27 protein-coding genes are annotated in these 25,793 nt (G+C 74.4%); 18 read left to right on the forward strand and 9 right to left on the reverse strand.

Features of this window, described 5'->3' with window-relative positions:
* Positions 1-24: 24 nt before the first annotated feature.
* Positions 25-2,028 carry a glycogen debranching protein GlgX gene (glgX, locus tag AB7F12_RS09295; RefSeq protein ID WP_428496537.1) on the reverse strand — a complete coding sequence of 668 codons (2,004 nt, stop codon included), beginning with the start codon at positions 2,026-2,028 and terminating at the stop codon, positions 25-27.
* Positions 2,029-2,140: 112 nt separating this feature from the next.
* On the opposite strand from glgX, the gene AB7F12_RS09300 reads away from it, so the two are divergent.
* The 6 genes from AB7F12_RS09300 (at position 2,141) to AB7F12_RS09325 (ending at position 7,527) form a co-directional block, all read left to right on the forward strand.
* Positions 2,141-2,905: an ABC transporter ATP-binding protein gene (locus AB7F12_RS09300; RefSeq protein ID WP_428496574.1), complete on the forward strand. Its 765-nt coding sequence runs from the start codon at positions 2,141-2,143 to the stop codon at positions 2,903-2,905.
* 124 nt (positions 2,906-3,029) lie between these two features.
* Positions 3,030-3,809, forward strand: coding sequence for an enoyl-CoA hydratase/isomerase family protein (locus AB7F12_RS09305; RefSeq protein WP_428496538.1), 780 nt, complete (start codon positions 3,030-3,032; stop codon positions 3,807-3,809).
* Between the two features lie 65 nt (positions 3,810-3,874).
* Complete coding sequence (locus AB7F12_RS09310; RefSeq protein WP_428496539.1) at positions 3,875-4,834, forward strand: class I SAM-dependent methyltransferase; 960 nt, start codon at positions 3,875-3,877, stop codon at positions 4,832-4,834.
* A gap of 44 nt (positions 4,835-4,878) precedes the next feature.
* On the forward strand, positions 4,879-6,018 hold the full coding sequence (gene macS / locus AB7F12_RS09315) for a MacS family sensor histidine kinase (RefSeq protein ID WP_428496540.1): 1,140 nt from the start codon (positions 4,879-4,881) through the stop codon (positions 6,016-6,018).
* A gap of 85 nt (positions 6,019-6,103) precedes the next feature.
* Positions 6,104-6,742: a response regulator gene (locus tag AB7F12_RS09320; RefSeq protein ID WP_428496575.1), complete on the forward strand. Its 639-nt coding sequence runs from the start codon at positions 6,104-6,106 to the stop codon at positions 6,740-6,742.
* A 155-nt stretch (positions 6,743-6,897) separates the two neighbouring features.
* Positions 6,898-7,527 carry a LuxR C-terminal-related transcriptional regulator gene (locus AB7F12_RS09325; RefSeq protein WP_428496541.1) on the forward strand — a complete coding sequence of 210 codons (630 nt, stop codon included), beginning with the start codon at positions 6,898-6,900 and terminating at the stop codon, positions 7,525-7,527.
* 35 nt (positions 7,528-7,562) lie between these two features.
* Here the strand turns inward: AB7F12_RS09325 and AB7F12_RS09330 are convergent, their stop codons facing one another.
* On the reverse strand, positions 7,563-7,766 hold the full coding sequence (locus AB7F12_RS09330) for a hypothetical protein (RefSeq protein WP_428496543.1): 204 nt from the start codon (positions 7,764-7,766) through the stop codon (positions 7,563-7,565).
* Between the two features lie 50 nt (positions 7,767-7,816).
* Between AB7F12_RS09330 and AB7F12_RS09335 the strand changes: the two genes are divergently transcribed.
* Entirely contained in the window at positions 7,817-8,563 is a 747-nt protein-coding gene (locus AB7F12_RS09335; protein ID WP_428496544.1) for an acyltransferase, read from the forward strand.
* A 113-nt stretch (positions 8,564-8,676) separates the two neighbouring features.
* The gene (locus AB7F12_RS09340) at positions 8,677-8,829 is read left to right on the forward strand and encodes a hypothetical protein (RefSeq protein ID WP_428496545.1); all 153 of its coding nucleotides are present in this window, start codon (positions 8,677-8,679) and stop codon (positions 8,827-8,829) included.
* On the opposite strand, the gene AB7F12_RS09345 is transcribed toward AB7F12_RS09340, so the two are convergent.
* Positions 8,816-10,108: a glycosyltransferase family 4 protein gene (locus AB7F12_RS09345; RefSeq protein ID WP_428496546.1), complete on the reverse strand. Its 1,293-nt coding sequence runs from the start codon at positions 10,106-10,108 to the stop codon at positions 8,816-8,818. The genes AB7F12_RS09340 and AB7F12_RS09345 overlap by 14 nt on opposite strands.
* Before the next feature lie 22 nt (positions 10,109-10,130).
* On the reverse strand, positions 10,131-10,988 hold the full coding sequence (locus AB7F12_RS09350; RefSeq protein WP_428496547.1) for a LysR family transcriptional regulator: 858 nt from the start codon (positions 10,986-10,988) through the stop codon (positions 10,131-10,133).
* 360 nt (positions 10,989-11,348) lie between these two features.
* On the opposite strand from AB7F12_RS09350, the gene AB7F12_RS09355 reads away from it, so the two are divergent.
* The 10 genes from AB7F12_RS09355 to AB7F12_RS09400 all read left to right on the forward strand — a co-directional run bounded on the left by AB7F12_RS09355 (position 11,349) and on the right by AB7F12_RS09400 (position 20,355).
* Positions 11,349-12,698, forward strand: a complete 1,350-nt coding sequence (locus AB7F12_RS09355) for an LLM class flavin-dependent oxidoreductase (protein ID WP_428496549.1) — start codon at positions 11,349-11,351, stop codon at positions 12,696-12,698.
* Between the two features lie 33 nt (positions 12,699-12,731).
* Positions 12,732-14,264 carry an ABC transporter substrate-binding protein gene (locus AB7F12_RS09360; RefSeq protein WP_428496550.1) on the forward strand — a complete coding sequence of 511 codons (1,533 nt, stop codon included), beginning with the start codon at positions 12,732-12,734 and terminating at the stop codon, positions 14,262-14,264.
* The gene (locus tag AB7F12_RS09365; protein WP_428496551.1) at positions 14,261-15,298 is read left to right on the forward strand and encodes an ABC transporter permease; all 1,038 of its coding nucleotides are present in this window, start codon (positions 14,261-14,263) and stop codon (positions 15,296-15,298) included. Before AB7F12_RS09360 ends, AB7F12_RS09365 begins: the two co-directional genes overlap by 4 nt.
* Positions 15,298-16,140, forward strand: a complete 843-nt coding sequence (locus tag AB7F12_RS09370) for an ABC transporter permease (protein WP_428496552.1) — start codon at positions 15,298-15,300, stop codon at positions 16,138-16,140. The genes AB7F12_RS09365 and AB7F12_RS09370 overlap by 1 nt, the downstream gene beginning before the upstream one ends.
* The gene (locus AB7F12_RS09375) at positions 16,121-16,930 is read left to right on the forward strand and encodes an ABC transporter ATP-binding protein (RefSeq protein WP_428496553.1); all 810 of its coding nucleotides are present in this window, start codon (positions 16,121-16,123) and stop codon (positions 16,928-16,930) included. Before AB7F12_RS09370 ends, AB7F12_RS09375 begins: the two co-directional genes overlap by 20 nt.
* Positions 16,923-17,828, forward strand: a complete 906-nt coding sequence (locus tag AB7F12_RS09380; protein WP_428496554.1) for an ABC transporter ATP-binding protein — start codon at positions 16,923-16,925, stop codon at positions 17,826-17,828. Before AB7F12_RS09375 ends, AB7F12_RS09380 begins: the two co-directional genes overlap by 8 nt.
* Positions 17,825-18,607, forward strand: coding sequence for an alpha/beta hydrolase (locus AB7F12_RS09385; protein WP_428496555.1), 783 nt, complete (start codon positions 17,825-17,827; stop codon positions 18,605-18,607). Before AB7F12_RS09380 ends, AB7F12_RS09385 begins: the two co-directional genes overlap by 4 nt.
* Positions 18,604-19,053 carry a cupin domain-containing protein gene (locus tag AB7F12_RS09390; protein ID WP_428496556.1) on the forward strand — a complete coding sequence of 150 codons (450 nt, stop codon included), beginning with the start codon at positions 18,604-18,606 and terminating at the stop codon, positions 19,051-19,053. The genes AB7F12_RS09385 and AB7F12_RS09390 overlap by 4 nt, the downstream gene beginning before the upstream one ends.
* A gap of 114 nt (positions 19,054-19,167) precedes the next feature.
* Entirely contained in the window at positions 19,168-19,473 is a 306-nt protein-coding gene (locus AB7F12_RS09395) for an antibiotic biosynthesis monooxygenase family protein (RefSeq protein ID WP_428496557.1), read from the forward strand.
* Between the two features lie 84 nt (positions 19,474-19,557).
* Positions 19,558-20,355 carry a trypsin-like serine peptidase gene (locus AB7F12_RS09400; RefSeq protein ID WP_428496558.1) on the forward strand — a complete coding sequence of 266 codons (798 nt, stop codon included), beginning with the start codon at positions 19,558-19,560 and terminating at the stop codon, positions 20,353-20,355.
* Here AB7F12_RS09400 and AB7F12_RS09405 read toward each other — a convergent pair.
* From AB7F12_RS09405 to AB7F12_RS09425, 5 genes are all read right to left on the reverse strand, one after another.
* Positions 20,324-21,847, reverse strand: coding sequence for a 1,4-alpha-glucan branching protein domain-containing protein (locus AB7F12_RS09405; RefSeq protein ID WP_428496559.1), 1,524 nt, complete (start codon positions 21,845-21,847; stop codon positions 20,324-20,326). The two genes, AB7F12_RS09400 and AB7F12_RS09405, sit on opposite strands and share 32 nt — an antisense overlap.
* Entirely contained in the window at positions 21,844-22,599 is a 756-nt protein-coding gene (locus AB7F12_RS09410) for a methyltransferase domain-containing protein (RefSeq protein ID WP_428496560.1), read from the reverse strand. The genes AB7F12_RS09405 and AB7F12_RS09410 overlap by 4 nt, the downstream gene beginning before the upstream one ends.
* Before the next feature lie 582 nt (positions 22,600-23,181).
* Positions 23,182-24,108 carry an allantoicase gene (gene alc / locus AB7F12_RS09415; RefSeq protein WP_428496561.1) on the reverse strand — a complete coding sequence of 309 codons (927 nt, stop codon included), beginning with the start codon at positions 24,106-24,108 and terminating at the stop codon, positions 23,182-23,184.
* On the reverse strand, positions 24,101-25,408 hold the full coding sequence (gene allB, locus AB7F12_RS09420; protein WP_428516477.1) for an allantoinase AllB: 1,308 nt from the start codon (positions 25,406-25,408) through the stop codon (positions 24,101-24,103). The genes alc and allB overlap by 8 nt, the downstream gene beginning before the upstream one ends.
* The gene (locus tag AB7F12_RS09425; RefSeq protein WP_428496577.1) at positions 25,408-25,779 is read right to left on the reverse strand and encodes an allophanate hydrolase-related protein; all 372 of its coding nucleotides are present in this window, start codon (positions 25,777-25,779) and stop codon (positions 25,408-25,410) included. Before AB7F12_RS09425 ends, allB begins: the two co-directional genes overlap by 1 nt.
* Between the last annotated feature and the right edge of the window lie 14 nt (positions 25,780-25,793).

Below are 25,793 nucleotides of genomic sequence, written 5' to 3' on the forward strand. Positions count from 1 at the left end.
CCTACGCGGGTCGGGGGGCCGCGGTCAGCAGCGCAGCAGCAGGACCGAGTGCGGCGGCAGGGTGATCGTCGTGCCCCCGGGCAACGGGCGGTCCGACACCGGGCGGCCCGTGGCGCGGCTGGAGTCGAGCACCGTGCGGAACGGGCCCTGCGGCGGCAGCGTGCACGCCGCCGCGCCACCGTCGGCGTGCAGGAGCAACAGGCTCTCCCCGACGTGGACGCCGATCGTGCGGGCGCCGTGGGAGTGCCAGTCGCCCTCGGTCATCGGCCGTCCGGACGGGTGCCACCACACGGCCTCCTCGTCGGCGAGCCAGGTGTCGCGGCGCAGGTCCGGATGGGCGCGGCGCAGCGCCGCGACCCGGGCGGTGAACGCCGTCAGGTCCTCGGCCAGGTCGCTCGGCGTCCAGTCCACCCACGACGTCGCGTCGTCGAGGCAGTACGCGTTGTTGTTGCCGCCCTGGGTGCGCCAGCGCTCGTCGCCCCCCACCAGCATCGGGGTGCCGATGGAGAGCAGCGTCGTCGCGATCATCGCGCGGGCCGTCGCCAGCCGGCGTGCCAGGACGACCGGCGACGACGTCTCGCCCTCGACGCCGAAGTTCTGCGACCGGTTGTCGTCGGTGCCGTCGCGGTTCTGCTCCCCGTTGGCCTCGTTGTGCTTGCGCTCGTAGGAGACGAGGTCGCGCAGGGTGAAGCCGTCGTGGGCGGTGACGAAGTTGACCGACGCCCAGGGCCGGCGCCCCGACAGCGCGTAGATGTCGGAGCTGCCCGTGAGCCGGGACGCGAGCTCGCCGATGCGGCCGTGGCCGCGCCAGAAGTCGCGGACGGCGTCGCGGTAGCGGCCGTTCCACTCCGACCACGCCACCCCGAAACCGCCGACGCGGTAGCCCTCACCGGTGGCGTCCCACGGCTCGGCGATGAGCTTGGTCGTCGACAGCACCGGGTCGACGGCGATCGCGGTGAGCAGCGAGGCGTGCGGGTCGAACGCGCCCGAGCGGGGCCGCCCGAGCACCGACGCCAGGTCGATGCGGAAGCCGTCGACGCCGTAGGCGGTCACCCAGTGCCGCAGCGCGTCGCACACCAGCCTGATGACCGTCGGCGAGCCCGCGTCGAGGGTGTTGCCGGTACCGGTGATGTCGGCGTCGTATCCGTTGCCGCCCAACGAGTAGTACGCCCGCGCATCGAGCCCGCGATAGGACAGCGTGGTGCCGCCGACGCCGCCCTCGCACGTGTGGTTGGGGACCATGTCGAGGATGACCTCGATGCCGGCGGCGTGCAGCGCGTCGACCATCGTCGCGAACTCGGCGACCTCCGCGCCCGGCACGCTCGCATAGCCCGCGTGGGGAGCCAGGAAGCCCAGCGTCGAGTAGCCCCAGTAGTTGGGCGCGCCGCGTTCGAGCAGCGGCGGTTCGTCGGCGATCGACGCGACCGGGAGCAGTTCGACGGCCGTCGTGCCGATGCGGACCAGGTGCGCGACCACCGCCGGGTGTGCGAGCCCGAGGTAGGTGCCGCGCAGCGGCTCCGGCACCTCCGGGTGGAGCTTGGTGAACCCGCGGACGTGCAGCTCGGTGACGACGGTCTCGGCCCACGGCACGTCGGGGCGCGGTCGCGCCGGGCCGTCGGGCGTCGCCGTCACCACGGACAGCGGGACGTGGCCGAGGGAGTCGACGGTGTCCGCCGGGCCGGTCATCGGGTCGTCGACCCAGCCCCGGGCGGCGCGGACGTCGGTGACCCGGCCGGTGATCTGGCGGGCGTAGGGGTCGACCAGGATCTTCGCCGGGTTCGAGCGGGTGCCCTCCCACGGCCGGTACGGGCCGTGCACCCGGTAGCCGTAGCGCTGGCCCGGCCGCACCCCGGCGATCGAGCCGTGCCACACGCCGAAGGTGCGCTCGGTCAGCTCCACCCGGCGCTCGGTCAACGCGTCGTCCGGGCCGTCGACCAGGCACACCTCGACGGCATCGGCGGCCGACGACGCGACCGCGAACCGCACGGCGTCGCCGTCGACATGGGCACCCAACGGGAACACCGGCACGACAGGAGAGGATAGGGGCGTGGACCGGTCCGGATCTTCTGCTGAGTCGTCCGTCACCGCCCCCGACCGGGGTGGTGAGCCAGGGCGTGACCTCACCGACGTCGTCGTGGCGATGGACCGGGTGACGGTGCGTCGCAACGGGACCACCCTCGTCTCGGACGTCGACTGGACCGTCGAGCTCGACGAGCGCTGGGTCGTGCTGGGCCCCAACGGCGCGGGCAAGACCACGTTGCTGCGCCTGGCCTCCGCGGAGATGCATCCGACCTCCGGGGTGGTCCACGTCCTCGGCGAGCGGCTCGGGCGTGTCAACGTCTTCGAGCTGCGCACCCGGATCGGGCTGTCCTCGGCCAACCTCGGCCTGCAGGTCCCGGGCGACGAGCTGTTGCGCGACATCGTCGTCAGCGCCGGTTACGGCGTGTTCGGGCGCTGGCGGGAGGCCTACGACGCCGTCGACACGAAGCGGGCGGCGGAGCTGCTCGACGCACTCGGCATGGGCCGGCTCGCCGACCGCGAGTGGCGCACCCTGTCGGAGGGGGAGCGCAAGCGCACGCTGATCGCGCGGGCGTTGATGACCGACCCCGAGCTGCTGCTCCTGGACGAGCCCGCCGCCGGGCTCGACCTGGGCGGGCGCGAGGACCTCGTCGGCCGCCTCGCCACCCTCGCCGCCGACGCGGACGCCCCCACCTCGATCCTGGTCACCCATCACGTCGAGGAGATCCCCCGCGGCTACAGCCACGGCCTGCTGCTGCGCGAGGGGAAGGTCGTCGCCGCCGGGCTGCTCGACGACGTCCTGACCAACGAGAGCCTGTCCGAGACGTTCGGGCTGCCGCTGGCCGTCCAGCGCCGCCGCGGCCGCTACACCGCCTGGCTGCGCTGACGCGGCTGCACCGACCCGGCTGCGCTGACCCGGCTGCACCGACCGGCGCTGACCGGCTGCGCCGACGGCCGACGTGGCCGGTGTCTCCGCCGCGGTCGCCGCCGATCGGGGTTAGGGTCCGGGCGTGACGGAGTTCGTGAGCCTCGAGGTCGACAACGGTGTGGGCACGATCCGGCTGGCACGGCCGCCGATGAATGCCCTGAACAGGCAGGTCCAGGAGGAGCTCCTCCAGGTCTCGACGGAGGCCGCGACGCGCGACGACGTGCGTGCCGTCGTCGTCTACGGCGGTGAGAAGACCTTCGCCGCGGGTGCCGACGTCAAGGAGATGGCGGCGATGTCCTACTCGGACATGGCCCCCGTCGCGCGCCGGCTCTCCGCCGGCCTGGGCGCGATCTCGACGATCCCCAAGCCGACGGTCGCGGCCGTCACCGGCTACGCCCTCGGTGGCGGGTTCGAGGTGGTCCTGGGCGCCGACCGGCGCATCGCAGGCGACAACGCCAAGCTCGGTTTCCCCGAGATCCTGCTCGGCATCTTCCCGGGCGGCGGCGGGACGCAGCGGCTCGCGCGGCTGGTCGGGCCGTCGATCGCCAAGGATCTGATCTACACCGGCCGGTTCGTCGACGCCGAGGAGGCGCTGCGGATCGGGCTGGTCGACGAGGTCGTCCCGGCCGACGAGGTGTACTCCCGCTCGGTCGCGTACGCGGCGCAGTTCGCCGAGGGCCCCGCCCTCGCCTACGCGGCCGCGAAGAAGGCCATCGACGGTGGTCTCGACACCGACCTGCGCACCGGGCTGGACATCGAGTCCGAGCTGTTCGCCTCGCTGTTCGCCAGCGAGGACCGCACCGCGGGCATGCAGTCGTTCATCGAGAACGGCCCCGGCAAGGCCACGTTCACCGGCCGCTGACACCGTGAGTGGCGTTGCCGGCCACGGCCGGTGACACCACCGGCGGGTCTCTACCCTCGGTTCCCATGAGCACGGATCCCCAGCCCCGCCCGCACGCGACGGCCGCGGAGGTCGAGGCCGCGCGCACCGACCCGAAGCTCGCCAACGTGCTCTACCACGACTGGGAAGCCGGCTCGTACGACGAGAAGTGGTCGATCTCCTACGACGAGCGCTGCATCGACTACGCCGCGGGCCGCTTCCGCCATGTCGCGGGCGACGCAGACTGGCCCTACGGGCGGGCCCTGGAGCTGGGCTGCGGCACCGGGTTCTTCCTGCTCAACCTCATGCAGGCCGGGCTCGCGACGGCGGGCTCGGTCACCGACCTCTCGCCCGGCATGGTCGACGCGGCGCTGCGCAACGCCGCCGGTCTGGGCCTGGACGTCGACGGCCGGGTCGCCGACGCCGAGCGCATCCCCTACGACGACGCGACGTTCGACGTCGTCGTCGGGCACGCGGTGCTGCACCACATCCCCGACGTCGAGACGGCGTTGCGGGAGGTGCTGCGCGTGCTGCGCCCGGGTGGGCGGTTCGTGTTCGCGGGGGAGCCGACGAAGATCGGTGACTTCTACGCGCGCCGCCTCGGCATGCTGACGTGGAAGGCGACGACGACACTGACCCGGCTGCCGGGGCTGCAGGGCTGGCGGCGGCCGCAGGCCGAGCTCGACGAGTCCTCGCGGGCGGCGGCCCTGGAGGCCCTCGTCGACCAGCACGTCTTCGACCCGTCCGACCTGGAGCGCACCGCGGTCGCGGCGGGGGCCGAGGGTGTGCGCGTCGTGACGGAGGAGCTCACCGCGGCGATGCTGGGCTGGCCCGTGCGGACGTTCGAGGCGGCGGTGCCCACCGGGCGGCTGGGCTGGGGGTGGGCGATGTTCGCCTACCACGGGTGGCAGCGGCTGTCGTGGCTCGACGAGAACGTGCTGTCGCGGGTGGTGCCGCGGGGCTGGTTCTACAACGCGCTGCTCACGGGTACGCGCCCCGCTGCGTAGAACTGCGGTGTGGCGATCGGGGTGCCCCACGGCAGGATGGCGCCATGGATCGCCCGCTCGAGCCGCTGTGGCGGGGCCTGCTCGTCTACCGGGTGCTCACGCTCGTCAGTACGTCGGTGTTCGTCCTGATGTCGGTGCGCGAGTACGCGTATCCGGCGGCCGCGGGCCTGGTCGTCGCCGTCATGGTGGTGTGGACGGTCGTGACCGGGTTCGCCTACTTCCCGCGCCGCGACGGCCCGGACCGCCGTGGTGCCGTGGCGGCGGTCGATCTCGTCGTCACCGCCGCGGTGATGCTGACGACGCCGGTCGTGCAGAGTCCCGCCCAGCTCGCGGGTGACACCCCGGTGATGGGGTCGATCTGGACGCCGGGGGCGGCGCTCGCGCTGGCCATCGCGTTCGGGCTGCGCGGTGGGCTGGTCGGGGCCGTCGTGATCGCAGGGGCGCTGGTCACGATCACGCTGGTGTCGGGCCCGTTGACGCTCGTCGACCTCGCCGACGTCCAGCTGCTGATCCTCGCCGGTCTCACCGTCGGGTTCTGCTCGGGTGTGGTGCGCCGCTCCGCGGAGCGGCTCCGCGCCGCCGTCGCCGAGCAGGCCGCCGCGACCGAGCGGGAACGGTTGGCGCGCAGCATCCATGACGGCGTCCTGCAGGTGCTGGCGCACGTCCGCCGTCGCGGTCGCGAGCTCGGCGGCGGGGCGGGTGAGCTGGGGATGTTGGCGGGGGAGCAGGAGGTCGTGCTGCGCACCCTGCTCACCAGCGGGACCGCGGCTGTCGACAGCGGTGGCCGGCGTGACCTGGCGGCCGCGCTGCGGACGCTCGCGTCGACCCGGGTCAGCGTCTCGGCGCCCGCGCACCCGCTCGAGCTGCCCGCCCGTGTCGTCGACGACCTGCTGGGCGTGGTCGGGGCGGCGCTCGCGAACACGGCCCTGCACGTCGGCGCGGACGCCCCGGCGTGGGTGTTCGTCGAGGATCTCGGCGACGAGGTGGAGATCAGCGTCCGCGACGACGGGCCCGGTATCCCCGACGGCCGGCTCGCCGAGGCGGAGGCGGAGGGCAGGCTGGGGGTCGCGGCGTCGATGCGGGGGCGGGTGCGGGACCTGGGCGGCACGATCGTCTGCGACACGGCCGCGGACCGGGGTACGGAGTGGATCATCAGGGTGCCCAGGGAGGTGGCGAGGGCGTGAGTGTGCGTGCGTGCACGCCGTCGGCGTCCCGCGGGCGCGGGGCGCCCGACCGGGCGGAGCGGGGGACGGCGTGAGCGTGACCGTGATGGTGGTCGACGACCACCCGATCTGGCGCGAGGGTGTGGCCCGTGACCTGGGGGAACGCGGTGTCGACGTTGTCGCGACCGCCCCGGATGCCGACGCGGCGGTGCGCATCGCCCGCGCGGTCCGCCCGCAGGTCGTGCTCATGGACCTCAACCTCGGCGCGACGTCGGGGGTCGACGCCATCCGGGGCATCGTCGAGGCGCTGCCCGGGTCGCACATCCTGGTGCTGTCGGCGTCGGGCGAGCACGCCGACGTGCTGGAGGCGGTGAAGGCGGGCGCGACCGGCTACCTGGTGAAGTCGGCGAGCGCGGAGGAGCTGCTGGAGGCGGTGCACCGCACCGCGGAGGGCTTCCCCGTGTTCACCCCGGGCCTCGCGGGGCTGGTGCTGGGGGAGTACCGCCGCCTCGCCGACGACCCGCGCCCCGCCGCCGGCGATCCCGCGGTGCCGGCGCTCACCGAGCGCGAGACCGATGTGCTGCGGCTGGTCGCCAAGGGCCTGACGGCCCGGGTGATCGGGGAGCGGCTCGGGGTGTCGCACCGGACCGTGGAGAGCCACGTCCAGAACACGTTGCGCAAGCTGCAGCTGCACAACCGTGCACAGCTCGTCCGCTACGCCATCGAACAGGGGCTCGACGACTGACCGTGACCGCCGCCCGCCGCCGCGGGTGATCGTTCGCGTCCGGACGGGTGAGGCTCCGGTGAACGCGCCGGGCGCCGCGGTGCGGGATGCGACGATGCGCCGGGCGCGCCCCGGCCACAGCGGCCACGGCAGGGTGGGGGCGCGGGAGGAGCGGGATGTCGGCGCGGGTCGTGGTCGTCGCGGCGGCCGGCGTCGCCGATCCGATCGCCACCGGGCTGCGCGCGGCCGGCCTGGACGTGCGGGGCTGCGCCGAGGACGTCCCCGCGGTCCTCGGCCTCGCCGGTGCCGCCGACGTCGCGGTGCTGGACCTCGCCCTCGCGGGTGCCGACCCGGACGTGGCCGAGAGCCTGCACCCCGTCGACGTGCTGCTCGACGCGGTGCCGTCGCTGACCGTGCTCGCGATCGGCGGGTCCGTCGACCACGTCCCCGTCCTCGCCGCGCTGCGGGCCGGGGCGTCGGGGTTCGTGCGCCGTGACACCGCCTGGACCGAGTTCGCCGACGCCGTCACCCGCGTCGCGGCGGGGGAGACCGTGTTCGGGCCCGGTGTCGCCGAGCTGGTGCTCGACTCCTACGGGACCGCGGCCGCCGATCCCGTGTCGCTCACCGAGCGCGAGCTCGACATCGTGCGGCTGGTCGTCGACGGGCTCACGGCGCGCCAGATCGCGGTGCGGCTCGTGCTGTCGCCGCGGACCGTGGAGAACCACCTGCAGCGGATCGTGCGCAAGCTCGGCCTCACGGGCCGGGCCGCGCTGGTGCGGTACGCGATCGAGAACGGCCTCGCCTGACGCGCCGCGGACGGACCGGGCGTCACCGCGCACCGTCACTCGGAGCGGGTCGGCTCGCTCTCGTCGGCGGCCTCGACCTCGCGCGCCGCGGCCTGCGACGTGCCCTCGTCGCCCTCGCCACCGCTGCGGACGGTCGTCACCGAGTCGTCGCCGCCGGAGTGCGCGCCGGGGTCGACGACGGAGCCGTGCGGGCCCTCGTCGCCGGGAGCGTCGCCGGTACGGGATCTGTTGTCGACCATGGCACGGGCTACCCCGGCCGGGGCCGGGGCACACGCCCTATCGTCGGCGCATGACGAGCATGTGGGGGGCACCGGTCCGCAGCCGCTGGGCCCGCCGCCGTGACGACGAGCAGGCCCGCTTCCTCACGCTCGCGTCGCTGCGCTGGGTCGTCCGGAACCGGGCGTGGACTCCCTGGTACCTGGTCCGCTACGCGCGGCTGCTGCGGTTGCGGCTGGCCAACCCGCACGTCGTGCTCCGCGGCATGGTGTTCCTGGGCCGCCGCGTCGAGCTGCACGCCCGGCCCGGCTACGGGCGTCTCGAGATCGGCCGCTGGGTGCACATCGGCGACGGCAACTCGATCCGCTGCCACGAGGGCTCGCTGCGGATCGGCGACAAGGTCGTCCTCGGCAAGGACAACACGGTCAACTGCTACCTCGACGTCGAGATCGGGGCCGCGACGATCGTCGCCGACTGGGTCTACGTCACCGACTTCGACCACCGCGTCGAGGACGTGACGGTCCCGATCAAGGACCAGGGCATCGTCAAGGCGCCGGTGCGGATCGGGCCCGACTGCTGGCTCGGGGTGAAGTCGACGGTGTTGCGCGGCACCAGGATCGGCCGGGGTGCCGTCCTCGGGGCGCACGCCGTGGCCCGGGGTGACATCCCGGAGTTCTCGATCGCCGTGGGCGCCCCGGCGCGGGTCGTGCGCAACCGGGTCGACGACCACGAGGCCGCCGCCGCGCACCGCGCCGCGATCGCCGACATCGCCCGCAAGACGGAGGCGGCCGTGCGCCGCCGCGTCGCCGACGGGACCTGAGCGCGGTCGTCGCGCCGAGAAATGTGGTGTGACCTGCGACGGCGCCGCTAACACCTGGCGCCCGGCGTGCGTTGCAGGAACGAAGGACCGACCACCACGAGGGGAGCGCAACCATGCCCACCAGGACCGACGAGCGACTGCAGGCGCTCGCCGACGAATACACCGCGGCCGTGAACGAGGCCGTCGCCGAGGACCGGCTCGACACCGTCGCGCAGCTCGTCGAGGAGTACCCCGACGCCGCGCTCGCGGTGCTCACCGGCGGCTGAGACCGCCCGTGTGGGTGCGCCCGCCGAGGACGTTGCCCGTCGGGATCTTCGGCCGCCCGGCGTCGATCGCGCCGCCCGCCGGGGCGGCGGCGTAGATCTCCGCGGTCCGCACCGCGATGACCGGCCAGCCGAAGTCGGGGACGAGCCGGGCGCGCGCCGCGCGGGCCCGCTCGTCGGCCGCGGCCGGGTCGTCGAGCACGCGCCGGACGGCGTCGGCGAGCGCCGCGACGTCGCCCGGCTCGAACGACAGCCCGCTCACGCCGTCGACGACGACCTCGCCGAGCCCGCCCGCCGTCGACGCCACGAGCGGTGCGCCCGCGGCCGCGGCCTCCAGCGCGACGATGCCGAACGGTTCGTAGCGGCTGGGCAGCACCACGGCCGAGGCGGCGGTGAGCAGGGCGGCGAGGTCGTCGTCGGCCAGGTGGCCCGCGAAGCGCACCGACCGGCGCACCCGGTGCCGCCGCGCCTCGTCGACGAGCATGTCCCGCTGCGTGCCGGTGCCGGCGACGACGAGCCGCGTGCCCGGGTGGGCGCGCCGGATCCGGGGCAGGGCCGTGATCAGGTCCTGGACGCCCTTCTCGTACTCCAGGCGTCCGAAGTAGGCGAGCAGGGGCACGTCGCCGGGGGCCCAGCGCCTGCGCGCGGCGTCGGTGGCAGCGGGCGGCACGCTCCACCGCCGGGGGGCGATCCCGTTGTGCACCACCGCGATCGTGTCCGGGTCGAGGTCGAACAGGGTGGCCACCTCGGTGCGCATCGCGCGGGAACAGGTGACGACGGCGTCGGCACGGCGGGCGAGCCACCACTCGATCGAATGCACCTGCCTGCTCAGCGGCGTCGTCAGCCAGCCGGCGTGGCGGCCCGCCTCGGTGGCGTGGATCGTCGCGACCAGGGGGACGTCGAGGGTGTCGGCCAGCGCGATCGCCGGGTGGGCGACGAGCCAGTCGTGGGCGTGCACGACGTCGGGGCGCCAGCCGCCCAGCCGGGTCAGCGCCGCCCGCAGCAGGGCGTGCCCCATGGCGAGCACCCAGGCGACCATGTCGTCGGAGAACCTCAGGTGGGCGGGGTCCTCGGCGACGTGCAGCACCCGCACCCGCGGGTCGTCGGGATCGGGGCCGTCGGTGGTGGGGTGGGTCGCGGCGTCGGTGCCGGTCTCCTGCCGTGCGACGACGACGACCTCGTGCCCGGCCGCGGCCAGCTCCCGCACCAGCGCGTGCACGTGCCGCCCGAGGCCGCCGACGACGACCGGCGGGTACTCCCAGCTCAGCACCAGTACACGCATCCGCGACATGGTCGCAGGCCCGTCAGGCGTCGACGTCGAGGACCTGCCTGATCGAGCGGGCCGCCTCCGCGGCGAGGTCGGGGCGCAGCCCGCGCCGGGAGCGGACGGCGAGCGGGATCGGGTCGACGGCGGGCAGGTCGTCGCGGGCGACCAGACCTTCCGGGGTGCGCCCGACGGTGGCGAGCAGGGCGACGCCGAGCCCGGCCCGCGCGGCGGCGAGCACCCCGCCGAGGTAGGCGGCGTCGCACACCACGGCAGCCGGGAGCCGGTGCGCGGCAAGGGTGTCGAGCGCGCGGCTGCGGATCGCGCAGGGCTCGTCGAACGCGACGAGCGGGATGTCGGTGCCGTCGGCGGGCGGGGCCCATCCCGGCGCGGAGTACCAGCGCAGCGCGAGCCGGCCCGAGCCGGTGGAGCGGTCGTCGTCGGGGACGCCGAACAGCAGCGCGAGATCGACGTCGCCCTTGTCCAGCGCCGAGCGCAGGACCGCGCCGCGGTCGAGGCGGAACCGGACCCGGCTCACCCCGAGCGAGTCCTGCAGGGCCGACGCCAGCTCGGGCAGGAGCTGGTCGGCGGCGTGCTCGGTGGAGCCGACGACGACCTCGTCGGCGTCGTGGGTGGCGCCGAGGCGACGCAGCGTCTCGTCGTTGATGGCGAGCATCCGGCGGGCCTCGCCGAGGAGCAGCTCGCCGGCGGGTGTGAGGCGGGAGGTGCGGCCCTCGCGCACCATCAGCTGCTGCCCGACGACGGCCTCCAGCCTGCGGATGTGGTGGCTCACGGTGGGCTGGCTGACGTGCAGCGCGTTGGCCGCGCGATGGAAGCCGCCACAGTCCGCGACGGCGACGAGGCTGCGCAGCTGCGTCAGGTCCAGGGTTGCGGCCACGCCCGGGAGCGAAGCACACACCGATCAACGTTGCCTATCGGATGTGATCGGAACTCCGAGTTGGACCATCCGGAGACCGCCGTGACACGATCAGGGCATGGCAGACCGTCCGGCATCCGTGCGCACCCCGGGGTGCGCGGCCGGACCCGTGCTGCTCACCCGACGCCGTGCCGTCGATCTCGGCCGGACGTCCACCGCGACGTGTCGTCGCCACACCGCCTGACCGCTCCCGTCGGCTGAGTGCCGTCCGGGCACCCGTGTGCCCCGACCGGGCCGGTCCCCGTTCCCAGCATCCGTTGCACCGTGCCCGTGCGCCGCCGCGCCCGGGGCGGTGACCCCTGCGCGAGAAAGGCCGCACCCATGGTCCGGCAGTTGAAGCTCGGCGCCGTCCTGATGGGCGTCGGTGGTCCCGGCCAGCACGACACCTGGACCCACCCCGAGATCCCGGGCGATGCCAGCATCGACATCCGCTGGTACGTCGAACGGGCCCGGCAGGCCGAGGCCGCCCTGTTCGACCTGGTCTTCATCGTCGACAGCCAGTTCATCACCCCCGACTCGCCCCCGCACTACCTCAACCGCCTCGAACCGCTGACGCTGCTGTCGGCGCTCGCGGTGTCGACCACCCACATCGGGCTCGTCGGCACGCTCACGACGTCGTACAACACCCCGTTCAACCTGGCTCGCAGGCTCGCCTCACTGGACCTGATCTCCGGTGGCCGCGCGGGCTGGAACGTGGTGGCCACCGGTGACGGCGGCACGGCCGCGAACTACAGCCGCGACGAGCACTTCGACTACGCCTCCCGCTACGGCCGGGCACTCGAGTCGGTGCGCGTCTGCCAGGGGCTGTGGGACTCCTACGAGGACGACGCGTTCCCGCGCGACGTCGCGACCGGCGTGTTCCTCGACCCGACCCGCCAGCACCGCCTCGACCACGTGGGCGAGCACTTCTCCGTCCGCGGTCCGCTCAACATCTCCCGGTCGCCGCAGGGACAGCCGGTGATCTTCCAGGCGGGGGACTCCGACGAAGGCCGGGACCTGGGCGCGAGCATCGGTGAGGGGATCTTCACCCACTCACCGACGCTGGAGCAGGCGCAGGCCTTCTACCGCGACCTCAAGGCGCGGGCGGCGGCGAAGGGCCGCGACCCGGAGCATGTCCTGATCATGCCCGGGGTGACCCCGGTCGTCGCCGACACCGACGAGGAGGCCCACGAGATCGAGCGGGCCAACCGGCTCGGCGCGGACTTCGCCAAGAACCTCGCCCAGTTCGGCAGGCCCTTCGGCTGGCACGACTTCTCCGGCTACGACCTCGACGCACCCTTCCCCGACCTCGGTGACCTGGGCGCCGACTCGTTCCGCACCCAGGCCGAGCACATCAAGGAGGTCGCCCGCGAGGAACGGCTCACCCTGCGCCAGACCGTCGAACGGTTCATGTCGTCGACACCGCAGCCCTTCGTCGGGTCGGCCACCACCGTCGCCGCGGAGATCGAGCGCTGGTTCACCGGCCGCGGCCTCGACGGGCTCAACGTGCACATCACCGTGCCCAGCGAGCTCGCCCGGTTCACCGACGAGGTGCTGCCGATCCTGCGCGACCGCGGTGTCGTCCGCTCGGAGTACGAGGCGACGACCCTGCGCGGCAACCTCGGCCTGCCGATCCCGCGCAATGTCCACACGGTCGCGCGCGAGTCCGCGCGCGTGCCGGTCCACAGCTGATCCCGAATCCTGAGTCCCTGGAGGACCACCCCCATGGCCCGCCCCCGCACCTTCCTCAGAGTCGCCGCGCTCGTCGCGGCCGCCGCCGTCGCCCTCGCGGCCTGCGGCACCGGTGCCGGCTCCGCGTCCGGCGCGACCCTGCGGTGGGGCTTCTCGCTGCCCACGTCGTGGGACCCCGTCACGTCGAGCACCGGCAACGACATCAACACGATCAGCCTCGTCTACGCCTCCCTCACCCAGCTCGACGAGAAGGCGACGGCGGTCCCGGGCCTGGCCGAGTCGTGGAAGTACAACGCCGACGGCACCGCCGTCACCTTCACGCTGCGGCCGAACCTGACCTTCACCGACGGCACCCCGCTGAACGCCGACGCGGTGAAGCAGAGCCTGCTCCGCGGCAAGACCCAGCAGAACTCGCTGCTCAAGGACCAGCTCGCGACGATCAAGGACATCACCGTCGCCGGTGAACGCGACGTCACGCTGCAGCTCGCCGCCCCCGACTACCAGGTGCCGAACCTGTTGGCGGGCAAGACCGGCGCGATCGTGAGCCCGGCGGCGTTCACCAAGGACGCCGCCGCCATCCCGACCGCGCCCGTCGGGGCGGGCCCCTTCGAGTTCGAGAGTTTCGTGCCGGAGTCGAAGGCCGTGCTGGTCAAGAACCCCGGCTACTGGAACGCCGCCGACATCAAGATCGACCGGTTGGAGCTGACCCCGGCCACCGACGCCGCCACCGTCATCGCCGCCGTCCAGTCCGGCGCGCTCGACGTCTCCTACATCCCCGGTAACCAGGTCGCGCAGGCGAAGGCCGCCGGGCTGGAGGTCGACGTCATCGACTCGCTGCAGGTCAACCAGGTCGACGTGCACAGCGGCCTCGCCCCGCTCACCGACCGCCGCGTCGTCGAGGCCCTCAAGTACGCCGTCGACCGCAAGCAGATCATCGACGTCGTCAACGCCGGTGTCGGCGACGTCGTCTACCAGCCGTTCCCGAAGGGCTACGTCGCCTTCGACCCGTCGCTGGACACCGCCTTCGCCTACGACCCGGCCAAGGCGAAGCAGTTGCTCGCCGACGCCGGCTACGCACCGGGGCAGCTCGCGCTGACCGTCACCGTCAACTCGATCTCGCAGTCCACCGCCGAGCTGGTGCAGCAGCAGCTGCAGGCCGTCGGCGTCAACGCGACGATCAAGGTCGTGCCGCCCGGCTCCTCGACCTGGCAGCAGGAGGTCTACCTGGGGCGCAAAGCCCAGTTCGCCCTCGACGGCACCGTCGGCCGGGAGTCGCCGGTGCAGAACCTCACCGTCGTCTACGGGCCCGAAGGCCTCATGAACACCAGCAAGGTCTCGACGCCGGAGTTCCTCGCGGCTCTCGACGCCGTGCGCCGCACCCCGCTCGACTCGCCCGACTACCCGCGCGTGCTGCAGGCCGCGGTCCGCACCGGCGTCGAGATGTCGCCGAGCTTCTCCCTCGGCACCCAGCCGCGCGTCGTCGTGCGCAACAAGAAGGTCTCGCCGCTGCCGCACTTCCTGTCGCAGTACCGCTGGGAGGGCGTGACCGTCGGAGGCAGGACGTGACCGTGTCCGTCGCCGGCACCGGGTGGGACACGGCCGCCGCCGTGGCCCGCCCGGCGCGGCCCCGCCGGACCGGTGCGCTCGGCGGTGTCGCCCGGTGGCTGCTGCGCACCGTCGCACTGACGGTCCCGGTGTTCCTGTTCGCGACGTTCCTGACCTTCCTGCTCGGCGCCGTCAGCGGGCTCAGCCCCGCCGGGCTGCTGCTCGGGGACTCCGCCACCCCCGCCGACGTGGCGCGTGTCCGCGCCGAGCTGGGGCTCGACCGCCCCGTTCTCGTGCAGTACGTCGACTGGCTCTCCCACGTCGTGCGTGGCGAGCTCGGCAGCTCGTGGCTCAACGGGGTCAGCGTGTCGTCGCAGATCGGTGACCGGCTCGCCGTCAGCCTGTCGGTCGCCGGGTTCGCCCTGGTCATCGCCGTCGTCGTCGGCACGCTGCTCGGTGTCGGCGCCGCGGTGTGGCGCGGCACCCTGTTCGACCGGGCTGTCACGGGCTTCTGCTCGGTCGTCTCGGCGCTGCCGCCGTTCGTCGTCGCGGTCGCGTTGATCGTGGTGTTCAGCGTGCTGCTGCCGCTGGTCCCGTCGGCCGGGTACGTGCCCTTCGCCCAGGACCCCGGGATGTGGCTCGCGCTGATCACGCTGCCCGCCATCGCGTTGAGCCTCGACGCCGTCGCCGACATCGCCCGCCAGCTGCGGACCGGACTCGCCGGCGCCTACCGGGAGAACTACGTCCTGGGCGCCGTCGTCCGCGGGCTCAGCCCCCGCCGGATCCTGCTGGTCCACGTGCTGCGCAACGGCGCCGGCCCCGCACTGAGCGTGCTCGGCCTGCGGATCCCGATGCTCGTCGGCGGGGCCGTCGTCACCGAGTCCATCTTCGGGATGTCGGGCTTCGGCCGCTTCGCCGCCGACGGCGCGCTGCGCGGGGACGTGCCCGTCGTGCAGGGCACCCTCGTCGTCGCGATCGTGCTGGTGCTCGTCGCGAACACGGTCGTCGACGCGCTGCTGCTGCGGCTGCGCCCGGCCGCGAGGCGGCGGACCTGATGGGCCGCGTCCGCGCGGGCACCGTCCCGGTCGGGGTGCTGGCCGTGATCGCGCTGCTCGCCGCGTTCGGGCCGCTGCTCGCCCCGCACGACCCGTTGCTGCAGGACCCCCGCGCCATCCTCGCCGGGCCGTCGGCCCAGCACTGGCTGGGCACCGACAACCTGGGCAGGGACGTGCTCAGCCGGCTGCTCACCGGGTCGACGCTCTCAGTGGTCGCGGCCGTCGAGGCGGTCGCGGTCGGGCTGGTGCTCGGCGTCGTCCCCGCGCTGCTGTCGGTCCACCTCGGACGGGTCGTCGAGTGGGTGTCGCTGCGGGTCATGGAGACGTTCGTGACGCTGCCCTTCCTGGTGTTCGCCGTCGCGATGACCGCGTTGCTGGGCAACGGGTTGCAGCAGGCGATGCTCGCCGTGGGCATCCTGATCGCGCCCGGCTTCTACCGGGTCGCGCGCGCCGCGGCGCTGCCCGTCGCCACCGCGCAGTACGTCGAAGCCGCGGTGCTCGCCGGGGCGTCGTCGTGGACGGTGCTGCGCCGGCACGTGTGGCCCAAGATCGTCCCGGCGGTCGCGGTGAGCACCGCGAGCCTGCTGGGGGCGAGCCTGGTGATCGTCTCGTCCCTGACGTTCCTGGGCATCGGCATCACCCCGCCGACACCGACGTGGGGCGGGATGCTCGCCACCGACCTGCAGTACCTCTACCAGCGCCCCTTCGGCCCGTTCGTCCCCGCGGCGCTGATCGTCGCGACGGTCGGGGCGTGCAACGGGCTCGCCGACGCGCTGCGGGACGGCCCGTCCCGGCGCCCCCTCCGTCGGAAGGTGGTGGCCGATGTTGCTGCGGGTGCGTGAGCTGTCCGTCCACACCGGGGACACGACCCTCGTGTCCGGTGTGGACCTCGCCCTCGACCGCGGCGCGACCCTCGGCATCGTCGGGGAGTCGGGCAGCGGCAAGTCGCTGACCTGCCGCTCGATCCTGGGCATCCTGCCGCCGGGCCTGCACAACGGCGACGGCACGTCCGTCGAGTTCGACGGCACCGAGCTGCGCGGTCTCGACGAGCGCGGCTGGCGCGGGTACCGCGGCACCCGCATCGGGGCGGTGTTCCAGGATCCGGCGTCCTACCTCAACCCCTCGATCACCGTGGGCGCCCAGCTCGCGGAGGTGCTGCGGGTCCGGGTCGGCCTCGGCAGGCGCGCCGCCCGCGACCGGGCGCTGGAACTGCTCGCCGACATGGGCCTGCGCGACCCGGGCCTGGTGTACCGGCAGTACCCGTTCGAGCTGTCCGGCGGGATGCTGCAGCGGGTGCTGATCGCCGTCGCGATCAGCGCCGAACCCGACCTGCTCGTCGCCGACGAGGCCACCACCGCCCTCGACGTCACCGTGCAGGCCGAGGTCCTCGACCTGCTCGCCGATCTGCGGATGCGCACCGGGCTCGCGCTGCTGCTCGTCTCGCACGACCTCGCCGTCGTCGCGCAGGTGTGCGACGAGGTGATCGTCATGCGCGACGGTGCGGTCGTCGAGCGCGGGCGGGCGACCGACGTCCTCGCCGCCCCGTCGCACCCCTACACCCGCTCGCTGGTCGAGGCGCACACGCGTTACGGCATCGAGCGGTTCCGGCTGGAGGAGGCACGTCGTGGCTGAGGCCGTGCGGGACGCCCCACTGCTCGACGTCCGCGGGCTGGTCGTGTCGCTCGGGCGCGGTCGCGGGCGCCGCGAGATCCTGCACGGTGTCGACCTGCGCGTGGCCGCGGGTGAGAGCGTCGGGCTGATCGGCGAGACCGGATCGGGCAAGAGCACCCTGGCCCGGACCGTTCTCGGCCTGCACCGCGCCGCGCGGGGGAGCGTGCGGGTCGCCGGCACCGAGGTGTCGTCGTTGCGTGGCAGGCGGTTGCGGGCGTTCCGCCGCACCGGTGTCGTGCAGTACGTGTTCCAGGACCCCCTGCGCAGTCTCGACCCGGACCTGACGGTGGGGGCGTCGGTCGGTCAGTCGCTCGGTCCCGGTCCCGGTCGGGGTTCCGGGTCCGCGGACCGGGCCGCTCGCGCCGACCTCGTCGCCGAGGCGCTGCGCCTGGTCGGGCTCGACCCGGCGCTCGCGTCCCGGCTGCCCGGTGAGGTCTCCGGCGGGCAGCGCCAGCGGGCCGCGATCGCCCGCGCGATGGTCGCCCGCCCGCGGCTGCTGATCTGCGACGAGCCGGTCAGCGCGCTCGACGCCGCGACCCGTGTGCAGGTCCTCGACCTGCTGGTGTCGCTGTGCTCCGAGCACCGCATCGGGCTGCTCTACATCTCCCACGACCTGGGATCGGTCGCCGGGGTCACCGACCGGCTGGCCGTCCTGCACCACGGCGACGTCGTCGAGTCGGGCACGACGGAGCAGGTCGTCCGCACCCCACACCATCCCTACACACGCCTGCTCATCGGTTCCGCCCCGACCGTCGACGGCGGTGGCATGGGCCGGGCGGAGCGCGCGCAGCTGCGCGCCCTGTTGTCGACGAGCTCGTCCACGAGCGGGGCCGCCCCGCTCGGAAAGGTGGTCCCGTGACCGTCACCAGTGCCGTCCCCGGCACCGTCCGCACGTCCACGCCCGATGCCGCCCCGGTGGTCGCGTCCTGGCGCGAGCCCACCGGCAGCACCCCGCGCGGCACGGTCGTCGTCGTCCCGGGCCGGGGCGAGCACGCCGGGGTCTACGAGCGGTTCGGCCGCCGGATCAGCGCCGACGGCTACCGCGTCTGGGCCGTCGCCGACCCCACGGCCGACGCGGACCGGACCGAGGGCCAGATCCGGGCGCTGCTCCCGGCCGAGCCCGGGCCGGTCGTGCTCGCCGGGTCCGACACCGGTGCGCTGTTCGCCGCGGGTCTCGTGGCGGCCGGGCTGCGTGGCGTGGCCGGTCTCGTCCTGGCCGGGCTGCCCACGACCGGGGGCAGTGCCCCCGGCGGTTGGGAGGACGAGCTCGCCGCCCGGACGGCGTGCCCGACGCACCTGGCCCGGCTCGGCGCCGACCCCGCGCTGCGCCGGGGCGCGATCGCCGGCGCGATCCCGCGGTCGTGGTTCGACGCCGCCGACCCCGCCGGCGTCGGCGTCCCCGTGCTCGGGGTGCACGGCGCGGCGGACACCGTCAGCCCGGTGTCCGCGGCCCGCGACTGGTACGCGGACGTCGTGACGGCCGAGCTCGTCACCGTCGCCGGTGGCCGCCACGACGCGCTCAACGACAGCACGCACCGGGTCGCCGCGGCGTCGGTCGTGCTGTTCCTGGAGCGCCTGCGGCTGGGACCGGAGCTGCCGGCGGTCGTCCACGTCGAGACGCCGGGTGGCCTGCGATGACCTTCCACCCCGACCTGTCGGCGAGCGCGCCGCCCTCCCGCGCGCACATCCACCACGTCCGCGCGGGCGAGCTGGTCGGTGACACCGCGCAGACCGCCGGCATGACACGGCTGGAGGCGGTCAGCGGCAAGACCGTCGGCTCCGAACGGATCTGGACGGGCGAGACCCACGTCGCCCCGGCCACGAGCTCCGGCAACCACCACCACGGTGAGGCGGAGACCTCGATCTACGTCGTGAGTGGCCGGCCCGCGTTCGTGTTCCACGACGGGGTCGGTGAGGTCCGCATCCGGACCGGGCCCGGCGACTACATCTTCGTCCCGCCGTTCGTGCCGCACCGCGAGGAGAACCCGGACCCCGACGAGCCGGCCGTCGTCGTGATCTCGCGCAGCACGCAGGAGGGGATCGTCGTGAACGTGCCGGAGCTGACGCCGCTGCAGGCCCCGTAGGGGTCGTCGCGGGACCGCCGGAGACGCATGTCCGTGACGCACGCCCCTGGCATCTTGCCGACACCGTGTCGGTAAGATGGGGGCGTCGCTCACCGACGCCTCTGGAGGCACATCATGTACGTCGTTCACAACCGCATCGAGGTCACCGCGGAGCAGGCCGCGGCGTTCGAGGAGACCTTCACGGCGAGCATGCGCGCCACCCTGAACGGCGTGCCCGGCCTGCGCCGCAGCCTGCTGCTGCGCCCGGCCAAGGCGGGTGACGCCTACGTGTCCACGATGGAGTTCGACTCGGTCGACGACTTCCGCGCCTGGATGCGGTCCGACTCGTTCAAGGCCGCGCACTCCGACGCGCAGGCCCCGGGAATGCAGGCGCCGTCCACGATCGAGTTGTTCAACGTCCTCGAGGACTTCGCGGCCTAGCTGTGGCTGCGCTGTGAACAGGCGCCCTGCCCGTGCGCGCCGCACCCGGAGCCTGGATCCTGGTGTGGACGACGGGGGAGCGGCGTGCGGGGACGGCTGGCAGGGGCGGTGACGGCAGGCGTCGTCGTGTGCCTCGCCGTCGCCGCGGCGGCCGGGACGGCCTCGGGTTCACCGGCCGCGGCCGGGCCCCAGCCCCCGGCCGCCGCCCCCGCACACCGGACCGCCGCCCCCACCGGCGTGGCCTGGCCCGCCGTCGGGGCGATCTTCGACGCCGACGACGTCGGGCCCGCCGGCCCGGCCGCCGACGGGCACTTCTGCAGCGGCGCCGTCGTCGACACCCCCGCCGGGGACACGGTGGTGACCGCCGCGCACTGCGTCGCCGACGGTGACGGCACGCCCGCCCGCACCGACATCGTGTTCGTCCCCGGCTACCACGACGGCATCGCGCCCTTCGGGGTCTGGACCGTCCGCGACAGCGCCGTCGACCAGCGCTGGCTCGACGACGCCGACCCCGATCTCGACGTCGCGTTCCTCACCGTCGGCCGGGACGGCGCCGGCCCGATCGAGGACCTGACCGGCGGCTACGCGCTCTCGGCCGACTCCGGCGACGGCGGGCTGGTGCAGGTCGTCGGCTATCCCGAGGGCGCCGACGACCCGGTCGCCCCGACCGGGTTCGCGACCCGGTTCGGCCCGACCCAGCTGCGGCTCGTCGGCGCGGACCTGCCCGGCGGCACCAGCGGCGGCCCGTGGCTGCGCGGCGGCACCCGGATCGTCGGCGTGACGGGCGGCTACCAGGAGGGCGGCGTGAGCCAGGACGTGTCCTACGCCAGCCACCTCGACGCGGACACCGTCACGCTGCTCGCGACGCTGACCGGGCCCTGACCCCGCCACCGGGGGCGCCGATCCGGCGGGCGTCGACGTGGCCGAACGGGCCCGGCTCCCAGCCCGCCACCGCGGCCCGCGCGGCCTGCCGGTCGCCCGCGGCGAGCAGCCGCGCCAGCGTCGTGACCCGGTCGGCGTGGCCGTGGGCGCGCGCCCGGGCGTAGTCGGCGGCGGAGTCGTGGCTGACCATGAACGCCCAGTCGCTCGACAACGCCAGCAGCGCCTGCTCGGCCATCGCGTCGCGCAGCGGGTCGCGCGCCGCCCCGGCGGTCCGGCGCAGAGTCAGCAGGTCCTGCTGCACCGCCGCGCCCCGCGACACCAGGTCCGCCACCGGCTCGCCGTCCCAGACGTGCCAGTCCTTGCCCAGCCCCCACGACGACGCCGGCAGCTCCACGGGCGCGCCGACGAGCCCCGCGTCGACGGCCCCGGCCAGCGTCGTGACCTGCACACCCGCGTCCGGCAGCGCGCGCAGCACCGCCTCGAGCCAGGCCGGACCCTCGTGCCACCAGTGGCCGAACAGCTCGGTGTCGAACGCGGCGACCGTCAGCCCGGGCCTGCCCAGCCGTGCGCGGACGGTGGTCAACCGCTCCCGGACCACCCCGGCGAAGTCGGTCGCGTCCCGCTGGACCGCCGCCGCGGCCCGGTCGGGGTCGTAGGGGCGCTTCTCGTGCGGCGGGACGTGCCGGCCCGTCACGCGGGCCGGTTTCAGGCCCGACGCATGGTCGAACGTGTGGAAGTCGCGGTAGTCGGGGTGGCCCGGATAGCCCGCGCGCGGCGACCAGACCCGGTAGGTGACGTCGAGGTCGCGGCCCGCGACCAGTACCCCCGAGCCGCCGACCGGGCGGAGCAGGGCGGTGTCGCCGTGCAGCGCCGGGCCGTCGACGAGGAACCGCTCGACGCCCGCCGCGGCGTACCCCGACTCCATGCCGGGGGCGTAGCCGCACTCGGGCGCCCAGATTCCGGCGGGCCTGCGCCCGAGCCGGCGGGTGTGGTCGGTGAGCCCGGCGTCGAGGGCGAAGGCGCGCACGAGATCGTCGAGCAGCGGTGCGAACGGGTGCGTCGCCGGTCCGCCGAGCAGCTCGACGGCGCCGCTGTCGGCGAGACCGCGCAGGACCGGGGACCCGCCGTGGCGCCATCGTCGCTCGAACGTCGCCAGTGCCCGGGTGGCGGCCCGGTGCTCGCGGGCGGCGAGCCCGGGCAGCCGGGGCGCGGCACCGTGGGCGCGCAGCAGCCAGCCACCGAGCCAGTCGTGCATGCCGCGCAGGCAGTGCGGGTCGTCGAGCTGGGCGGCGAGGACCGGCGTCACCCCGAGCGTCAGCAGGTCGCGGCGGCCCTCGGCGGCGAGGCGCTCCAGCACGTCGACGACGGGGAGGTAGGCGTGCGCCCACGACTGGTAGAGCCACTCCTCGCCGACGGGCCAGCGCCCGTGGTGGGCGAGCCACGGCAGGTGCGAGTGCAGGACCAGGCAGAACGTGCCGACCGGTTCGGTCACCGCGCCACGGCCACGAGGTCCAGGCAGTCGTCGAGCGCGGCGCCGTGCAGCGTGAAGTCGTCGGTGCGGACCGACGCGACGTCCGCGGCGAGCGCCGGGGACATGTCCACGCCCGAGACCGCCGCTGCGACCTGGGCGTCGGCGATCGAGCCCTCGTGCGTCGCATCGAGCTCGCGCAGGCGTGGCCCGTGGTGCAGGCCCAGCATCTCGACCTCGTCGAACCCGTTGCCGCCCAGCAGGTCTGCCAGCTCGGCCGGGGCGAACTCGCGGCTGTGGAACGGGTTGAGCGGGGTGTCGCGGCCGGGGGAGAAGGTGAGCCGGTTGGGCGTCGAGACCAGGAACGCGCCGCCGGGCCGCAGCACCCGGGCGCACTCGGCGACGAACCGCTCCTGCTCCCACAGGTGTTCGATCACCTGCAACGAGATGACGACGTCCGCCGAGCCCGACGCGACGGGCAGCGCGACGAGGTTCGCGCGCGCCGGGGCGACGCGCGGGTACCGGCCGACGATGTGGCGCAGCGCGGGCTCGTCGTAGTCCAGGGCGAGCACGCGGTCGGCTGTTGACGCGAGGAGGTCGGCGCCGTAGCCCTCGCCGCACCCCGCGTCGACGACGACGCCCTGGCACCGCGGCGCCAGCGCCAGGTAGACGGCCTCGTGGCGGCGGAACCAGTAGTTCTCGCACGCGACGTCCGGCACGGTGCGCTCGCCGGTGAGCGGCAGGCCGGTCACCGCCCGACCGTATCCCGCGTGCATCTCGGCGGGTGGAGCGCCGTCCGGCCCGCCGTGTGGCTGTGCGGCGTGAACCGCGCGCAACCTCACTGCTGCCCGGCGCGCTGGGCGCGACCGTGAGGTTGCGCGCGGGGTGTGGCCGCCTGGGGTGTCCCGACGGCCGGGAGGGCCGGCCGGCGAGGTCGGCCCACACGTGCCGATTGCGGCCGAAGGCCGGCCGGTCGAACACGACCAACTCGGCGAGCTCGACGTTTCTGCGACAGCGGCCGCCGTGTCGCGGCGAATGCGTCATGGGTGATCACCGGCGCCCGTCCCCCCCGGGGCAACGCCGCGCCCCGGCCGCCCCGCGCCACCACCCTGCGGACCCTCTACCTGCGGCCCGGCATCGGCGGCTACGGCGACTGCCGGGCGCTCACGGTCCCGCCGCTGCTGCGCGAGCTGATCGTCCGCGCCACGGAGCTCGGGATGCTCGACGAGCGCGTCGCCGTCGAGGCCGCGATCGCCGCGGTGATCGTCGCGGAGCTGCCGGTGGACACCCGGGGCGTCGACGTCCCGGGGGCACCTACTTCCTGTGACCGGCCTTCGTGTGACCGGCGCTGCGCGCAGCTATGCCTGCATGAACGAGCCGTGCAGCCGCACCCGGGCCATGCCCCCGTCGGGGAAGACGTCCATCCGGACCTGCGAGACCGGCCGCCCGGAGGGCAGCACGAACCGGTGCCGGGTGTCGGGCTCCAACGGCGTCCGCGGCAGCAGCGGTTCCCACGCGTCGGAGTCCGTCCGGCGGCCCTGCAGGGACGCCGAGCCCGGTGCGTTGTGCAGGAACCAGCTCGTGTCGAGCTCCGCCACCCGCACGACAGCCGGCCCGGCCAGGGCGAGCTCGACCCAGTCGTTGCCGTCGTCGCGCCGCCGCGCCGTCTCCCAGCCCTCGCCCATGCTCCGCGCCGGTCCGGGCAGCAGCAGGTTCTGCGGCGAGCTGTAGAAGAGGTTCGAGCAGGCCGTCACGCGACCGCCGTTCTCGATCGCGGCGAGGTCCACCGAGCCGAGGGCCGCGAGCAGCGCCGGGTCGGGCTTCGCGACGCCGTGCACCCGCAGCCGCGCCACCCCGCCGTCGGGGAAGATCCGCAGCCGCACGTGGGTGATGCGCTCGTCGCAGGCCACGTCGAAGACGTTCTCGGTGTCGCCCTTGATCGGCGAGCGCGCTACGAGCGGCACCCAGTTCTCGCCGGTGAGCCCGTCGACGGCCACCTCGGGCGGGTAGTTGCCGGTGAACCACGCGGTGTCGACGACGATCCCGCGCACCACACCGGGCGCCCCCAGCCGGATCAGTGCCTCGTCGTGGCCGGGCTCGCGGCGCCGCCGGGTCTCCCAGCCGTCGTAGACCTTGCCCTTGGGCCCGAACGTCGACGGGTCGAAGACCGCGGGGCCGGGGGTGATCAGGTTCTCGCGCGTCGCGAAGGCCTCGTCGTTGGCGGAGACGACGGCGCCGCCGACGTCGCGCCGGGCCAGGTCGGGCAGGAGCCGGAAGTCAGACACGGGCGTCCTCTCTGCTCAGGAGCCGGCCGCGCGGCGCGTCACCGTCGGTGATCACGTTGCCGCGCAGCCAGGTCGCGCGGACGGCGCCGTGCAGCGTCCGGCCCGCGTAGGGGGTGATCGGGTTGCGGTGGTGCAGGGGCCCGACGTCGACGGTCGCGTCGGGGGCGAAGATCGTGAGGTCGGCGTCGGCGCCGGGTTCGATACGTCCCTTGTGTGTCAGACCGACGAGATTCGCGGGGCGCCGCGACATCCAGGTCACGACGTCGGCGAGGTCGATCCCGCGGTCCCGGGCCTCGGTCCACACGACGGGCAGCCCGATCTGCAGGGACGCGATGCCGCCCCAGGCGTCGCCGAAGTCGCCGGAGTCGAGACGCTTCAGGTCGGGGGTGCAGGGGGAGTGGTCGGACACGACCATGTCGATCGTGCCGTCGACGAGCCCCTGCCACAGAGCGTCACGGTTGCCGGCCTCCCGGACCGGCGGGCAGCACTTGAACCGGGTGTCGCCGTCGGGCACCTCCTCGGCGGTGAGCGCGAGGTAGTGCGGGCAGGTCTCGACGGTGACGCGCACCCCGTCGGCACGCGCCGCCGCCAGCAGCGGCAGGGCGTCGGCCGAGGAGAGGTGGACGACGTGCACCCGCGCCCCGGTCTCGCGCGCCGCCGTCAACAACGACGCGATCGCGGAGGTCTCCGAGGCGCGGGGCCGGGAGGCGACGAAGTCGGCGTAGCGCCGGCCCGTCGCTTGCGTGATGAGCGTGCCGTCCTCGGCGTGGGCGATGAGCAGCCCGTCGAACCCGGCGAGCTCCCGCAGGGCGGGTCGCGGGTCGGGCAGCGGCGGGAACTCGGGCACCCCGGAGTCGACGAGGAACGCCTTGAACCCGACGACGCCGGCGTCGTGGAGCGGGCGCAGGTCGGAGGTGTTGCCGGGGACCGCGCCGCCCCAGAACGCGACGTCGACGACGCACTGCCCGTCCGCTGCGGCGCGCTTGGTCTCCAGGTAGGGGACGGACACCGTGGGCGGCAACGAGTTCAGCGGCATGTCGACGATCGTCGTCACCCCACCGGCCGCGGCCGCGCGGGTCGCGGAGGCGAAGCCCTCCCACTCGGTGCGACCGGGCTCGTTGACGTGCACATGGGTGTCGACGAGCCCGGGCAGCAGCACCTCGTCGTCGGCGAGGGCGACCTCCTGCGCGGCCACCTGAGCGGAGTGGGGAAGGACGTCCACGATGCGCTGCCCGTCGACGAGCACGGCGGCAGGCCGCAGCACCCCGTCGAGCAGCACACGCCGCGAACGCAGGACGATCACGACCGGTCCCGGTAGGCGCGCCAGCTCGCGAGGCCGGAGATGTCGGTCAGCTCCGGCGCGCCGTCCCACGGCCGCCGCAGGATCATCGCGAGCGACCCGCTCCCGTCGGCCAGCTCGATGACGCCGAGCTCCAGCCCCTCCGGTTCGCCGGGCAGCAGTACCTCGCGCAGCTGCTCGTAGGACAGCTCGTAGACCTCGCCCTGCACGGCTGCGCCCTGGTCGGGGCCGACGTCCTCCAGCGCCGGGTAGGCACCGCCGACGGCGTGGAACCGGTAGCGCTTCGCCGTCGTCGTCGCGGTGACGAGCGGGGCACCGCCGACCAGGTGATGGTCGGCGCCGCCCGCCATCGCGGTGCCGTTGAGGAACATGCGTGGCACTCCGA

It is taken from the genome of Pseudonocardia sp. (assembly GCF_050250275.1).
In the GTDB taxonomy this organism is placed as follows: Bacteria; Actinomycetota; Actinomycetes; order Mycobacteriales; family Pseudonocardiaceae; genus Pseudonocardia.